This window comes from Pseudolabrys sp. Root1462 (genome assembly GCF_001426945.1).
Classification (GTDB): Bacteria; Pseudomonadota; Alphaproteobacteria; order Rhizobiales; family Xanthobacteraceae; genus Pseudolabrys.
In genome coordinates, this window is the sequence record NZ_LMFS01000003.1 from 740,857 (window position 1) to 753,879 (window position 13,023).

Below are 13,023 nucleotides of genomic sequence, written 5' to 3' on the forward strand. Positions count from 1 at the left end.
TCTTGGCGGATTGATGCGGAATTGGGCGCGCTTCTGGGCGCTCCTCGCGGTCGTGGCCTTCATGCCGGGTTTGGCCTTGGCCCAGACCGGGTTCGACCGCCGCGGCGGCGACTATCTGAGATTCGAGGTCAACAACGGCGATCCGCAGGTCTGCGCCGCCCGCTGCGAGCGCGATACGCGTTGCCGCGCCTGGAGCTTCTCCTATCCCCGCACCGCCGACGCGCATGCGGCCTGCTGGCTCAAGAACAAGGTGCCGCCGCGCAACGCCGACAGTTGCTGTGTGTCCGGTGTGCGCGGCGCCGGGGTCATCGAGCCGCCCGTCGGCGAGACCGAATACTCGATCGATCGGTTCGGCGGCGACTACCGCAATTTCGAACTGCCGCCGGATCCGAGCGGCGCCGCCTGTGGCAAGGCCTGCGCCGACGACAACAAATGCCGAGCCTGGACCTATTTGCGGCCGGGCTATATTGGCGCCCAGGCGCGCTGCTTCCTGAAAGACAGGATCACGCGGCCGCGGTCGAAGCCATGCTGTATTTCCGGGGTGGTGCGATAGAGATTGTCATTCCCGGGCGGCCCGCGTTGGGCTAGCGCCAATGCGCGCCGGGAATGACGGAGCCTACTCAACGCCCGAGAAGAACCGCGACATCCGCAGGCCCTTCGGCCAGGTCCATACCGGCTGGTCCTTCATGCCAAGGTCCCACGAGCCGACAATGGCATCGACGCGGCCGATGAGATCGGCGGTCGGCAACAGGCCGACGCCGCCGGCGCGCAGCGGCACGCGCGAGTCGGCCGAGTTGTCGCGGTTGTCGCCCATGACGAAGACGTGGCCCGCCGGCACCAAAGTGTCCGGCACGTTGTCGAGCGGATCGTAGCCGGTGAGTTTGAAGATCGTGTGCTTGCGGCCGCCCGGCAGCGTCTCGATGAAGCGCGCAGCCTTGGCCTGCGAGCCATCCTCGTTCTCGGCCTGGCCGGCGCCTTCGGGCGTCTGCATGGCGGCTTCGCCATTGATGAAGACGACGCCGTTCTCGAGCTTGATATGATCGCCGGGCAGGCCGATGACGCGCTTGACCCAGACCTGCGAGCGATCGCCCGGCCAGCGGAACACGACAACGTCGCCGCGCTTCGGCAGCGCGCCAAACAACCGCTCGCTCGGCGGTAGCGTGATGAAGGCCGGCAGCGAGGCGGTCGAGTAGCCATAGGCGAACTTGGTCGCCAGCAATTCGTCGCCGATCAGCAAGGTTGGCTCCATCGAGCCCGACGGCACGTAGAACGGTTCGGCGAGCGCCGTCTTGGCGATCGTTACGGCCAGCAAGATCGATACGATATCGACGACGCCCTTGCCGATGCTGCGCAGGCGCGAAGGCGACTTACTCACGGGAGCGGTCTCACTGGTCATGGCTCACATTCTCTCTTGGCGCGTGGTCTTGTCCGAAATCCGGTTTCGCTTTTCGGGACCACGGCCCTAGGCCGTTCCGCCAACAGTGATCTTGTCCATGCGCAGCGACGGCTGGCCGACGCCGACCGGCACGCCCTGGCCGTTCTTGCCACAGGTGCCGATTCCCGGATCGAGCGCGAAGTCGTTGCCGATCATGGTGATGCGGTGCAGATCGGTCGGGCCGTTGCCGATCAGCATGGCGCCCTTTACCGGCGCGGTGATCTTGCCGTTCTCGATTTTGTAGGCCTCGGTGCACTGGAAGACGTATTTTCCCGAGGTGATATCGACCTGGCCGCCGCCGAAATTGACGGCGTACAGGCCATTCTTCACCGAAGCGATGATCTCGGACGGCTCCTTGTCGCCGGCGAGCATCGCCGTGTTGGTCATGCGCGGCATCGGCACATGAGCGTGGCTTTCGCGCCGGCCATTGCCGGTCGGCTTCATGCCCATCAGCCGCGCGTTCTGCCGGTCCTGCATGTAGCCGACGAGAATGCCGTCTTCGATCAGAACGGTCCGGTTGGTCGGCGTACCTTCGTCGTCGATGGTCAGCGAGCCGCGGCGCTGCTGCACGGTGCCGTCGTCTATGACGGTGACGCCCTTGGCGGCGACCTGCTGGCCCATCAAACCGGCGAAGGCCGAGGTCTTCTTGCGGTTGAAGTCGCCCTCGAGGCCGTGGCCGACGGCTTCATGCAGCATCACGCCTGGCCAGCCGGAGGCGAGCACGACATCCATTTCTCCGGCCGGTGCCGCGACGGCGGTGAGGTTGACCATGGCCTGGCGCACGGCTTCATCGACCGCATGTTGCCACATCGAAGGCTCGATGAAACGTTCGTAACCTTCGCGCCCGCCGACGCCGTAGCTGCCGGTTTCCTGACGGTCGCCGTCGCCGGCGACCACGGAGACGTTGAGGCGGACCAGTGGACGAATGTCGCGATAGGTCTCGCCGTCGCCGCGCAGGATTTCTACGACCTGCCAAGTTGCGGCAATCGACGCGGTGACCTGCCGCACGCGTGGATCCTTGGCGCGGGCATAAGCATCGATCGTCTCGAGCAGCTTGACCTTGGATTCAAAGGTCGGCGTGCCGAGCGGGTTCACGTCATCATAGAGCTTGCGGTTGGTTCGGCCGGGAGCCTCGGCATAGGTGCCGCTGTAGCCACCCTTGACAGCGCGCACGGCCTCGGCGGCGCGGGCGAGGGCGCCTTCCGACAGGTCGGAGGCGTGGGCGTAGCCAACGGCCTCATCCTTGACGGCGCGCAGGCCGAAGCCCTGGGTGGTGTCGTAAGTCGCCTGCTTGAGGCGGCCGTTGTCGAAGGCCAGCGCCTCGGTCTGCTTGTATTCGAGGAACAATTCGCCGTCGTCGGCGCCTTCCAGGCCGCGGCCGACCAGCTCGCGGACCTTGCCCTTGTCGAGGCCGGCGCGGTCGATCAGTGATGAAGCGGCTGGATCCATGGCCAAAATCTCCTGGAAAGCCCCGCATCTCAGAGGGGAGCGGGTCCCCAACAGATAGGCACAATGCGGCGATTTGGCGAGGGTGGCCGCTAGGGCACGGATGGCGGTTGGCTCGGGCCTATTGGCCCTTGGTCGCGGTCCAAACGAAATGGCGAACCGTGCCGGGCGAGCCCTTGGCACGCATCGGGATTTCCTTCACGGCGAAGCTCGCCTTTTTCAGCCGCGCGGTGAATTTCGGATCAGGCGCGGAAGACCACACCGCAAGCACGCCGCCCGGACGCAGCGCCCGGTGTGCCGCGGCGAGACCCTTCGCGTCGTACAGCGCGTCGTTGGCGACGCGAGTCAGCCCCTCAGGGCCATTATCGACATCGAGCAGAATCGCATCATAGGCCGATGCCTTGGCGCGGATCAGTTCGCCGACGTCGGTTTCGTGAATGGTGACGCGCGCGTCGGTGAGGCTGTCGCCGAATAGCTTAGCCATCGGGCCGCGCGCCCAGTCAACGACCGCGGGCACCAGCTCGGCCACCACGATGTCGGCCTTGTCACCGAGTATCTTGAGCGCCGCGCGCAAGGTGAAGCCCATGCCGAGGCCGCCGATCAACACCCGCGGCTTGGCGCGCGTCCGGATGGTGTCGCAGCCGAATGTCGCCAGCGCCTCTTCAGTGGCGCTGAGCCGGTTGCTCATCAGCTCCTGTTTGCCGAGCATGATGACGAATTCGGCGCCGCGCTGCTTCAGCCGTAGTTCTTCGCGGCCGCCGGGGACCTTGGCCGTATCGAGCACCTTCCAGGGAAGCACGCGTCTCTCGTTCGTAACACCCGCTGCTAATGGCGCGGTCATGATTTGGCTGTCGCCAGGCAACCTAGCCTATTCGGCAGCCGATAACCTAAGCCCTTGAGGGGTTGGGCGGGAACTTTACCCGGCTGCTTTCGCTTAACGATCCACTTGAGCGAGAAGGAGATCAGGGATGAAGGTTCTGGCAGGAGCAGCATTCATTGTCCTTCTGGTCGCCGGAGCCACGGCGGCCGATGCCAAGGGCTGCATCAAGGGCGCCATCGTTGGCGGCGTTGCAGGCCACTACGCCGGTCATCACGGTCTACTCGGCGCTGCGGCCGGCTGCGCGATTGGCCGTCATGAGGCGAATAAGCGCGCCCGCGCGCAGGCGGAGCGCGCCCGTGCTCAGCATCCGTCCGGGCAGTAAACGGCCCGGCAGGGCTTTCGCGTAACACGAAGAAGAGATGACAATGGCTACTGACCAATATCATGAGCCCGCGGCAGAGTTGTCGCAGAAGACGCGGACCTTCGCGCGCATGATCACGGGACTGATCGAGGAAGCCGAAGCCATCGGCTGGTACGAACAGCGCCTCTCGCTTGAAAAGGACGAGGTCGCGCACGCCATCATGGAAAATGCGCAGAAGGAAGAGTTCAAACATTTCTCGATGGATCTAGAGTTTCTCCTCCGGCACAAGCCGGCATGGCGGCAGATCCTCAAGGGCATCGTCATGGTCGAAGGCGACATCGTGAAGAATGCCGAAAAGGCTGAGAAAGCCGCCGACTGATCGTCGTCGAAAATAAAAATGCCCCGGCGAGGTGCCGGGGCATTTTGTGTGTGTGTGTGTNTTCGCTCCGGGCGTATAGAACGTGCTGGCATCCGGCTCGTTCAGCGACGTATTCGCCTTCCAGCGCTCCACGAGATCCGGATTGGCGAGGATCGGACGGCCGACCGCGATGAGGTCGGCCTTGCCCGCGGCGAGATCGGCTTCGGCGCGCTTGGCGTCATAGCCGCCGGACAGGATCAGCGTGCGCTTGAACTTGTTGCGGAACGTCTGCTTGATCGAGGCCGGAACTTCCGGCGCGCCCTGCGGCGAATGATCGACCAGATGAATGTAGACGAGCCCAACTTCGTTGAGCTTGCCGGCGAGATAGGTGTAGTCCGATTCCATCTCGGGATAGAGCGGCATGTCGTTGAAGACGCCGTACGGCGACAGCCGGATGCCAACCTTGTCCTTGCCGATCGCGGCGGCAGTAGCCTCCGCGACTTCGATGACGAAACGGGCGCGATTTTCGATCGACCCGCCATACTTGTCGGTGCGGATGTTCGAGTTCGGCCGGATGAACTGTTCGAGCAGGTAGCCATTGGCGGCGTGCAGTTCGATGCCGTCGAAGCCCGCGGCAACTGCATTCTTCGCGGCCGTGACAAATTCTTCGCGCGTTGCAGCGAGTTCGGCCTCGGTGAACGCGTGTGGTACGGGCTGATCCTTCATGCCTTCGGCGTCGGTATACATCTGGCCTTGAGCCGCAACGGCGGACGGCGCAACCAGGCGGGCGCCGGCGGGCAAATTGAGCGGATGCGCGATGCGTCCGGTGTGCATCAGTTGCACGAAGATCTTCGCGCCCTTGGCGTGGACGGCATCAGTCACCTTCTTCCAGCCGGCCACCTGTTCGGCAGAATAGATGCCTGGAATGCGCGCATAACCGAGGCCGTTAGGCGATGGCGAAGTGCCCTCGGTGATGATCAGACCGACACTGGCGCGCTGCGCGTAGTAGTCGGCCATCAGGTCGTTTGGGACGTTGCCGATAGCGCGGCTCCGCGTCAGCGGTGCCATGACGAGATGGTTTTGCAGTGTCAGCGGGCCAAGCGTGGCCTTCGAAAAGAGCGACATAGCGTCCTCGAAAGGTTGATTGATGATCCCCGTATCCAACATGGGGACTCGGACGCCATGCGCAATGCGCGAAACGACGAGACCAAAGTCGGTTTCAAAACAGTGACTGACGCAGAACCAGTATACCGGGGGCTCGCATTGCGCCTTTTCAGGACGTGCCGCGCGCAACCGCCGGCGGTTTCATCTGCTCAAAAGCCTCGATTGCATGGGTGGCGTACATGACCGCCGGCCCGGCGCCCATGTAGATCGCCATACCGAGTGTTTCGATCACTTCCTCGCGAGTGGCGCCGTGGTCGAGCGCTGCCTTGACGTGGAAGCCGATGCAGTCGTCGCAGCGGATCGCCACCGAGATGCCAAGCGCGATCAGTTCCTTGCTCTTGGCGTCGAGGGCCTTCGGCGCCGCCGCGGCCTGCGCCAGGCTGGAAAAGGCTTTCATCACGTCGGGCGTGTCGCCGCGCAACGTGCGCATCAGTGCCTTGACCTCATTGAGATGATCATTCCACTGCTTCATCGGCCGGTCCTCCGTACGGACGCGACCTTAGTCGCGCAGCGGCGGACGCCGTTGATCGAGATCAAGAACCTTCAGTCGTGCGTGAATGCAACGCGCACGTCGCCGACCGGATCGAGCGCGTGGATAAAGGCCGTATCGTCGGCCTCCAGCATCTGCGGCGGCGTGATCGAACCGGTGATGATGATGTCGCCGGGCGACAGCATCTCGCCATAGGCGGCGAGGGTGGCCGCGACATGCGCGACGATATCGACGACCTTGCCGGTCAATGCTTGCGGATCGGTCGTCGTGTTGATGAGCGCGCCGCGCCGGGTAACACGCGAGGTCAGGCCTTCGATGCTGCCGCCGGCGCGCGTCGTCTCGCCGATAATCACATGGCGCTGGAAGACGTCGTCCTCGAGGATGACGTCGAGATTGTGCGGCGTCGGCACCGGATCCATATCGGCGATTTCTATGGCCGGCATGATCTCCCGGATCGCCGCGCGAACTTCGTCCGCGGACGCGCCCGGCATCGGCGTCGCCGCCATGCGCACTGCAATCTCCGGCTCGGCGACGGGCCGCACATAGCCCTTCAGCGACACCGTGCCGCCCGACTTGATCTGCGCGCTCTGCATCAGGAAGCCGACGATCGGCGCAGCGATGCCGACCTTTTGCATCAGCGCGGGCGCGCCGAGCCCGACCTTCCAGCCCAACGGCTTCTCACCGGCGGCAATGCGCGCGCGCCGCTTGGCGAGTTGCTCCGGCATGCCTTTCTTGATGAGCGGATGCTCCCAGGCTTCCATCGGCGCTTCTCCCTTGAAATGTCAGCCGGCTTTCGGCGCGTCGCCGGCCAGCACCTTGGCATAGAGCGGCAGATCGACATTGCCGCCGGACAGGATGATGCCGACTTTCTTACCGCGCATCCTGTGCTTTTCCTGGATCAGCGCGGCGAGTGCCGCAGCGCCGGCGCCCTCGGCGAGATTGTGGGTGTCGGAATAGAGAATGCGCATCGCCGCGGCGATCTCGTCATCGGAGACCGCGACGATACGGCTCGCGCCCTCCGCATAAATGTCGAACGCTTCCTGCACCGGCACGCGCACCGCCATGCCATCGGCGATGGTGTTGGCAGAATTGGTCTCGATCAGCTTGCCGGCTTCGAACGACAGCTTGGCGCCGGCGGCTTCGGTCGAGACCACGCCGACGACTTCGGTGGCAAGGCCGAGCGCATCGCGCACCGCGATGACGCCGCAGATGCCGGAGCCGCAGCCGATCGGCACATAGACAGTGTCGAGATCGCGCGCCGCGCCGAACAGTTCGAGCGCATAGGTGGCGACGCCGCGCAGCAGTTCGCGGTGGAACGGCGGCACGCAAAACAGGCCCTCGACCTCGGCCAGGCGCATGGCCTCGATACGGGCCTCGTCGAAGTCGCTGCCGAATTCGATCAGATCGGCGCCGAACGCGCGCATCGCCGCATTTTTCTCGACCGAATTGCCGAACGGCACCAGGATCTTGGCCTTCAGCCCCGCCGCGGTGGCGGCGCGGGCCTGGCTCTGGCCGTGATTGCCGCGCGTCGCGGTGACGATCCCCGGCGTGCCGGGATGCGTCCGCTTGAGCCAGTCCATGAAGGTGATGCCGCCGCGCACCTTGAAAGCGCCGGTCGGCGTGTGATTCTCGTGCTTGACCCAGACGGTTGAGCCGGTGCGTTCGCCAAGCAGCGGCCAGACATATTGCGGCGTCGCCTGCATCTGCCGGTAGATCAGGCGTGCCGCGTCTTCGATGTCGTCGATGCCGAACAGAGCCACGTCCAGATGCCTTCACTCACAAGCGGCGGAAGCTGCCGTCGACATTCTTGACGACCTGGTCCCAGGGGGCAACCAGACCATTCATGGCGACATAGACGCCGGCCGGCGCGATCAGCGCCGCGCCGATGGCAAGGCCGAGATTGAAGTCGGTGTCCGAGTCGCGCAGCACCGCCGGCTGCGCCGCGCCGGTCAGCACGATGGTCTTGTTCAGCTTGCGCGCGGCGATGGTCTGAGCGGTGTTCGGCGTGGTCGCGACCTGACCGGTCGCCGGGTCGATGCGCCGCGTCATGGTGTCGGTGCCGTGGGTCACGACGATGCGGCTCTGCGTCGCCGTGGCGCAGCGGTTGGCGATGATGTCGCGCTGCGCATCCGTGATCCGGGTCGAGTCCTCGGCGAACAGCCACTCGCAGGCGATGCTGTCCGGATCGATGCGGCCGCGCTTGAGAATCTCGGTGACGGCCGATTCCTGCCCGGGCGGGAAGGTGAACTCCGTCACCCACTGGCCCTCCGGATAGCGCTTGTCGAAGGTGCCGCCGGTGGTGAGAATCAGCAGGTCCTTGGCCATGGCGCCCTATAGCGTTTTCCAGCGAAGTGGATGCCGGTTCGCGTGACGAAAACGCGTCGAAAGATCAAGGCAGCTTGTCGTAGCCTTCGCCGAAGCCGGCGAGCGACATCGGGAAGCCGATGCCTTCCTCGGGCGTCTGATAGATGATGAAGGTCGCGGTCTTGGCGGTCCTCAGCTTCTTCAGCAGTTCGTCGTCCATCACCACCTCGGCGATGCAGCCATTGGGCAGGCAGCGCACGAAGCCGGCACGGCCGATATCGGCATTGTCGATCTTGAGGCCGAGGCCGGAGGGCAGGAGCACACCGAGCGGCGCTACGACGCGCATCAATTTGCTCTTCTGATCGGCGGTTTTGAGCACGATTACCGTCAGGCCGACATTGGCGCGATCCTCGGCGGTGACGCTCTGGATCAGCGCGCACTGCTCGGATTTGGCGCCGGGCGGCGTGTCGCAGCGAATCTGCCAGTCCTTATGAACGGACTTGACCGCGCCCTGGGCGAGGGCGGGGCCGGCGCCAGCCATGGCGAGCGCAAAAGCGAGCGCCGTGGCGAGGAAAATTCCACTGATACCACGCCGAACGGTCGGGCAGTTGCCGCCAGGGACCCGGTCCGCCTGCCAGCGGTGCCTGAAATTGCTCATCGTTCAATCCTTTAGTGCAAACCTGTCGCGGCCGCCGGGAGCAACCGGTGTTCCGAATCACCAGCCCGCGGCCATTGTAGACGGTCGATTCCAGTCATGCCTGCCACGCGCCGGCGTGTGGCCCGGGACGGCGAGGTAAACCGGCCGTATTCGCCCTCCGTGAACGCCTTTGCCTTGGCGGAAATACGGCATTCTGCAAGGGTTTGAGGATAAGCCTTCTATCGCAGAAGTGTTCTAATGAGGCGGATTGCGGCTGGCACGGAATTGTGGTTTGAGAAGCCGGGGTACCCCCCGGCTCACTGCATAGCAAAACCGGCCACGCCCGTGGCCCCAAATGCCGTGAGGGCTGCCGTCCGTCCGAAAACGAGCGAGCGGCGACCAGGGGGCCAAAGAAGGGGCCTGCGCAAGGGCCGTTTTTCTCGTCGAGGAGCGCATAAGAAAATGCTGGTGCTCAAGCGGTTGATCGCTTTCCTGGCCTCAAGCATGGCTATTCTCTTTGCTGGTACCGCTTTCGCGGCCACCGGCCAGCCGCACCCGTGGGAAGTTGGCCTTCAGGCCGCCGCCACTCCGGTGATGGAAGACGTCGTCTGGTTCCACAACTTCCTGCTCTGGGTCATCGCGATCATCGTCGTGTTCGTCCTGGCGCTGCTCGTCATCATCATCCTGAAGTTCAACGCCAAGTCGAACCCGGTACCCTCGCGCACCACGCACAACACCATGATCGAAGTGGTCTGGACCGTGGTTCCGGTCCTCATCCTGGTGGCGATCGCCGTGCCGTCGTTCCGCCTGCTGTTCTACCAGCTCAAGGTGCCGGCGGCCGAAGTGACCGTGAAGGCCACCGGCAAGCAGTGGTTCTGGACCTACACCTACCCGGACGCCAAGATCGAGTTCGACTCGCTGATGAAGCAGGCCAAGGACCTCAAGGGCGATGAGCCGCGCCTGCTGGCCGTCGACAACACCATGGTCGTGCCAGTCAACAAGGTGGTCCGCGTCATCACCACCGGGGCCGACGTCATCCACTCCTGGGCCGTTCCGTCCTTCGGCGTGAAGATCGACGCCATTCCGGGCCGCCTCAATGAAACCTGGTTCAAGGCCGAGCGCGAAGGCATGTACTACGGCCAGTGCTCGCAGCTCTGCGGCCGCGATCACGCCTTCATGCCGATTGCCGTCCAGGTCATGAACGAGAAGGACTATGCGGCCTGGCTCGAGGCCGCGAAGAAGAAATTTGCCACCAGCGACGACGCGCCGAAAAACGCCGTCGCCGCGGTGGAGTCCGCCGGCGCGCAGTGACACATAGCGGAATCGCAATATAATCCGCGGGCGACAATGGAAATCAGGGTCGAAGGAATCTGAACAATGGCCGAGAACGTAGCAGCACACGGCGCGCACGATGCTCATGAACACGCCCACCCGACCGGGTGGCGCCGTTACGTCTATTCGACGAACCACAAGGACATCGGCACGATGTACCTCGTGTTCGCGATGATCGCGGGCGTGATCGGCTTCGCCCTCTCGATCGGCATCCGCCTCGAACTGCAGAACCCGGGGCTCCAGATCTTCTCGACCCCGCACGAATACAACGTGTTCGCGACCTCGCACGGTCTGATCATGATCTTCTTCATGGTCATGCCGGCCATGATCGGCGGCTTCGGCAACTGGTTCGTGCCGCTGATGATCGGCGCGCCAGACATGGCGTTCCCGCGCATGAACAACATCTCGTTCTGGCTGCTGCCGGCTTCGTTCGCGCTGCTGCTGTGCTCGCTGTTCGTCGAAGGCGAACCCGGCTCGATGGGCGCCGGCACCGGCTGGACCATCTACGCGCCGCTCTCGACCTCCGGCCATCCGGGCCCGGCGGTGGACTTCGTCATCCTGTCGCTGCACATCGCCGGCGCGTCGTCGATCCTCGGCGCCATCAACTTCATCACCACGATCTTCAACATGCGCGCGCCGGGCATGACTCTGCACAAGATGCCGCTGTTCGTCTGGTCGATCCTGGTGACCGTGTTCCTGCTGCTGCTGTCGCTGCCGGTTCTGGCCGGCGGCATCACCATGCTGCTCACCGACCGCAACTTCGGCACCACCTTCTTCTCGCCCGAAGGCGGCGGCGATCCGCTGCTGTTCCAGCACTTGTTCTGGTTCTTCGGTCACCCCGAAGTGTACATCCTGATCCTGCCCGGCTTCGGCATGATCTCGCAGATCGTCTCGACCTTCTCGAAGAAGCCCGTGTTCGGCTATCTCGGCATGGCCTACGCCATGGTCGCGATCGGCGGCATCGGCTTCATCGTCTGGGCGCACCACATGTACACGGTCGGTCTGTCGACCGGCGCGCAGGCCTACTTCATCGCGGCGACCATGGTCATCGCGGTGCCGACCGGCGTGAAGATCTTCTCGTGGATCGCGACGATGTGGGGCGGTTCGATCGAATTCCGCACGCCCATGCTATGGGCCGTGGGCTTCATCTTCCTGTTCACCGTCGGCGGCGTGACCGGCGTGGTGCTGTCGAACGCGGGTGTCGACCGTGTGCTGCACGACACCTACTACGTCATCGCGCACTTCCACTACGTGCTGTCGCTCGGCGCCGTGTTCGCGATCTTCGCAGGCTGGTACTACTGGTTCCCGAAGATTACCGGCTACATGTACAACGAGACGATCGCCAAGGCCCATTTCTGGGTCACCTTCATCGGCGTCAACGTCATCTTCTTCCCGCAGCACTTCCTCGGCCTCGCCGGCATGCCGCGCCGCACCGTCGACTATCCGGATGCGTTCCACGGCTGGAACGAGGTCTCGTCCTACGGTTCGTACATCGCGGCCGTCGGTCTCGTGATCTTCTTCATCGGTATGGCCGAAGCCTTCATGAAGAAGCGCGTGGCAGCCGCCAATCCGTGGGGCGAGGGTGCGACGACGCTGGAGTGGACCCTGTCCTCGCCGCCGCCGTTCCATCAATTCGAGGTCCTGCCGCGCATCAAGTGATGCGCGGATTGAGAAGGGCGTAAACGAGCAATGTCGCTCATCAGCGAAGGCGCAAATGTCGGCCCCGGCGGGGCGCGGCTCATCCAACCGACAGGTTATGAGCCGGGCCTCTACGAGCCGAGCAACGCCGAGGTGGGCGATTACATCGCGCTGCTGAAGCCGCGAGTCATGTCGCTCGTGGTGTTCACGGCGCTGGTCGGTCTCGCCGTCGCTCCCGGATCGATCCATCCGTTCGAGGCCTTCACCGCGCTGCTGTGCATCGCGGTCGGCGCGGGCGCTTCCGGCGCGCTGAACATGTGGTTCGACGCCGACATCGACGCGTTGATGACGCGCACCCAGCGTCGTCCGGTGCCGTCGGGACGCGTGCGTCCTGGCGAGGCGCTCGGCTTCGGCCTGACGCTGTCGGTGTTCGCCGTCGTCGTGCTCGGACTGATGGTCAACCTGCTGTCGGCGGCGCTGCTCGCCTTCACCATCTTCTTCTACGCCGTCATCTACACGATGTGGCTGAAGCGCTCGACGCCGCAGAACATCGTCATCGGCGGCGCCGCCGGCGCCTTTCCGCCGATGATCGGCTGGGCCGCCGTCACCGGCTCGGTATCGCTCGAGTCGCTGCTGCTCTTCGCCATCATCTTCTTCTGGACGCCGCCGCACTTCTGGGCGCTGGCGATCTACAAGAAGAGCGACTATGGCCGCGCCGGCGTGCCAATGCTGCCGAATGTCGCCGGCGACGCCCATACCCGCCTGCAGATCCTGCTCTATACGCTGATCCTCGTTCCGCTCGGCGTGGCGCCATGGCTGCTCGGCTACACCAGCGTCCTCTACGGCGCTGTGGCGCTGGCAATGGGCGCCGGTATGGTGCTGCTCGCTGTCCAGGTCTATCGCGAAGCCTCGCCGGCCGACCGGGCGTGCCGGCATCTCTTCGCCTTCTCGATCCTCTACTTGTTTCTGCTCTACGCGGTGCTGCTGGTTGATCGCGGCTGGGGCGGGCTCATCGCTAGGGTGGCCGCGTGAGTGCGG

General features: G+C 64.3%; 14 protein-coding genes and 1 pseudogene. 6 read left to right on the forward strand and 9 right to left on the reverse strand.

Translation table 11 applies throughout. The features are described 5' to 3' along the window. Positions 1–61: 61 nt before the first annotated feature. Positions 62–553, forward strand: a complete 492-nt coding sequence (locus ASD45_RS20215; RefSeq protein WP_244485580.1) for a PAN domain-containing protein — start codon at positions 62–64, stop codon at positions 551–553. A 63-nt stretch (positions 554–616) separates the two neighbouring features. On the opposite strand, the gene lepB is transcribed toward ASD45_RS20215, so the two are convergent. The 3 genes from lepB to ASD45_RS20230 form a co-directional block, all read right to left on the reverse strand. Next, entirely contained in the window at positions 617–1,396 is a 780-nt protein-coding gene (gene lepB / locus ASD45_RS20220) for a signal peptidase I (protein ID WP_056913444.1), read from the reverse strand. Positions 1,397–1,462: 66 nt separating this feature from the next. After that, positions 1,463–2,884 carry a metalloprotease TldD gene (gene tldD, locus ASD45_RS20225; protein ID WP_056913445.1) on the reverse strand — a complete coding sequence of 474 codons (1,422 nt, stop codon included), beginning with the start codon at positions 2,882–2,884 and terminating at the stop codon, positions 1,463–1,465. Positions 2,885–3,002: 118 nt separating this feature from the next. Next, complete coding sequence (locus tag ASD45_RS20230; protein ID WP_056913446.1) at positions 3,003–3,680, reverse strand: hypothetical protein; 678 nt, start codon at positions 3,678–3,680, stop codon at positions 3,003–3,005. A gap of 169 nt (positions 3,681–3,849) precedes the next feature. On the opposite strand from ASD45_RS20230, the gene ASD45_RS20235 reads away from it, so the two are divergent. Together ASD45_RS20235 and ASD45_RS20240 are read left to right on the forward strand one after the other, a co-directional pair. After that, the gene (locus tag ASD45_RS20235) at positions 3,850–4,083 is read left to right on the forward strand and encodes a hypothetical protein (RefSeq protein WP_056913447.1); all 234 of its coding nucleotides are present in this window, start codon (positions 3,850–3,852) and stop codon (positions 4,081–4,083) included. A gap of 43 nt (positions 4,084–4,126) precedes the next feature. After that, a complete protein-coding gene (locus ASD45_RS20240) occupies positions 4,127–4,441 on the forward strand; it encodes a hypothetical protein (RefSeq protein ID WP_082541063.1) in 315 nt (104 codons plus the stop codon). A 61-nt stretch (positions 4,442–4,502) separates the two neighbouring features. Here ASD45_RS20240 and ASD45_RS20245 read toward each other — a convergent pair. The 6 genes and pseudogenes from ASD45_RS20245 to ASD45_RS20270 all read right to left on the reverse strand — a co-directional run. After that, a pseudogene (locus ASD45_RS20245) lies at positions 4,503–5,587 on the reverse strand (alkene reductase); the annotation flags it as partial. A gap of 106 nt (positions 5,588–5,693) precedes the next feature. After that, positions 5,694–6,056 carry a carboxymuconolactone decarboxylase family protein gene (locus ASD45_RS20250; RefSeq protein ID WP_056913449.1) on the reverse strand — a complete coding sequence of 121 codons (363 nt, stop codon included), beginning with the start codon at positions 6,054–6,056 and terminating at the stop codon, positions 5,694–5,696. Positions 6,057–6,127: 71 nt separating this feature from the next. Beyond that, on the reverse strand, positions 6,128–6,835 hold the full coding sequence (locus ASD45_RS20255) for a fumarylacetoacetate hydrolase family protein (protein ID WP_056913450.1): 708 nt from the start codon (positions 6,833–6,835) through the stop codon (positions 6,128–6,130). 21 nt (positions 6,836–6,856) lie between these two features. Continuing rightward, on the reverse strand, positions 6,857–7,828 hold the full coding sequence (locus ASD45_RS20260) for a threonine dehydratase (RefSeq protein ID WP_200949766.1): 972 nt from the start codon (positions 7,826–7,828) through the stop codon (positions 6,857–6,859). 22 nt (positions 7,829–7,850) lie between these two features. Then, a complete protein-coding gene (locus ASD45_RS20265; RefSeq protein ID WP_056913451.1) occupies positions 7,851–8,399 on the reverse strand; it encodes an asparaginase domain-containing protein in 549 nt (182 codons plus the stop codon). A gap of 64 nt (positions 8,400–8,463) precedes the next feature. Beyond that, positions 8,464–8,919 carry an invasion associated locus B family protein gene (locus ASD45_RS20270; protein WP_244485581.1) on the reverse strand — a complete coding sequence of 152 codons (456 nt, stop codon included), beginning with the start codon at positions 8,917–8,919 and terminating at the stop codon, positions 8,464–8,466. 558 nt (positions 8,920–9,477) lie between these two features. On the opposite strand from ASD45_RS20270, the gene coxB reads away from it, so the two are divergent. The 3 genes from coxB to cyoE all read left to right on the forward strand — a co-directional run bounded on the left by coxB (position 9,478) and on the right by cyoE (position 13,017). Then, entirely contained in the window at positions 9,478–10,326 is an 849-nt protein-coding gene (coxB, locus tag ASD45_RS20275) for a cytochrome c oxidase subunit II (protein ID WP_056913453.1), read from the forward strand. 66 nt (positions 10,327–10,392) lie between these two features. Continuing rightward, on the forward strand, positions 10,393–12,006 hold the full coding sequence (gene ctaD / locus ASD45_RS20280; protein ID WP_056913454.1) for a cytochrome c oxidase subunit I: 1,614 nt from the start codon (positions 10,393–10,395) through the stop codon (positions 12,004–12,006). A 30-nt stretch (positions 12,007–12,036) separates the two neighbouring features. Beyond that, positions 12,037–13,017: a heme o synthase gene (gene cyoE, locus ASD45_RS20285; protein ID WP_082541065.1), complete on the forward strand. Its 981-nt coding sequence runs from the start codon at positions 12,037–12,039 to the stop codon at positions 13,015–13,017. Positions 13,018–13,023: the final 6 nt, after the last annotated feature.

Coding starts and splice junctions, on each gene's coding strand:
- ASD45_RS20215 (WP_244485580.1), top strand. CDS start 62: ATGCCGGGTTTGGCCTTGGCCCAGACCGGGTTCGACCGCCGCGGCGGC.
- ASD45_RS20265 (WP_056913451.1), bottom strand. CDS start 8,399: ATGGCCAAGGACCTGCTGATTCTCACCACCGGCGGCACCTTCGACAAG.
- tldD (WP_056913445.1), bottom strand. CDS start 2,884: ATGGATCCAGCCGCTTCATCACTGATCGACCGCGCCGGCCTCGACAAG.
- ctaD (WP_056913454.1), top strand. CDS start 10,393: ATGGCCGAGAACGTAGCAGCACACGGCGCGCACGATGCTCATGAACAC.
- ASD45_RS20240 (WP_082541063.1), top strand. CDS start 4,127: ATGGCTACTGACCAATATCATGAGCCCGCGGCAGAGTTGTCGCAGAAG.
- coxB (WP_056913453.1), top strand. CDS start 9,478: ATGCTGGTGCTCAAGCGGTTGATCGCTTTCCTGGCCTCAAGCATGGCT.
- lepB (WP_056913444.1), bottom strand. CDS start 1,396: ATGACCAGTGAGACCGCTCCCGTGAGTAAGTCGCCTTCGCGCCTGCGC.
- ASD45_RS20270 (WP_244485581.1), bottom strand. CDS start 8,919: ATGGCTGGCGCCGGCCCCGCCCTCGCCCAGGGCGCGGTCAAGTCCGTT.
- cyoE (WP_082541065.1), top strand. CDS start 12,037: ATGTCGCTCATCAGCGAAGGCGCAAATGTCGGCCCCGGCGGGGCGCGG.
- ASD45_RS20255 (WP_056913450.1), bottom strand. CDS start 6,835: ATGGAAGCCTGGGAGCATCCGCTCATCAAGAAAGGCATGCCGGAGCAA.
- ASD45_RS20235 (WP_056913447.1), top strand. CDS start 3,850: ATGAAGGTTCTGGCAGGAGCAGCATTCATTGTCCTTCTGGTCGCCGGA.
- ASD45_RS20250 (WP_056913449.1), bottom strand. CDS start 6,056: ATGAAGCAGTGGAATGATCATCTCAATGAGGTCAAGGCACTGATGCGC.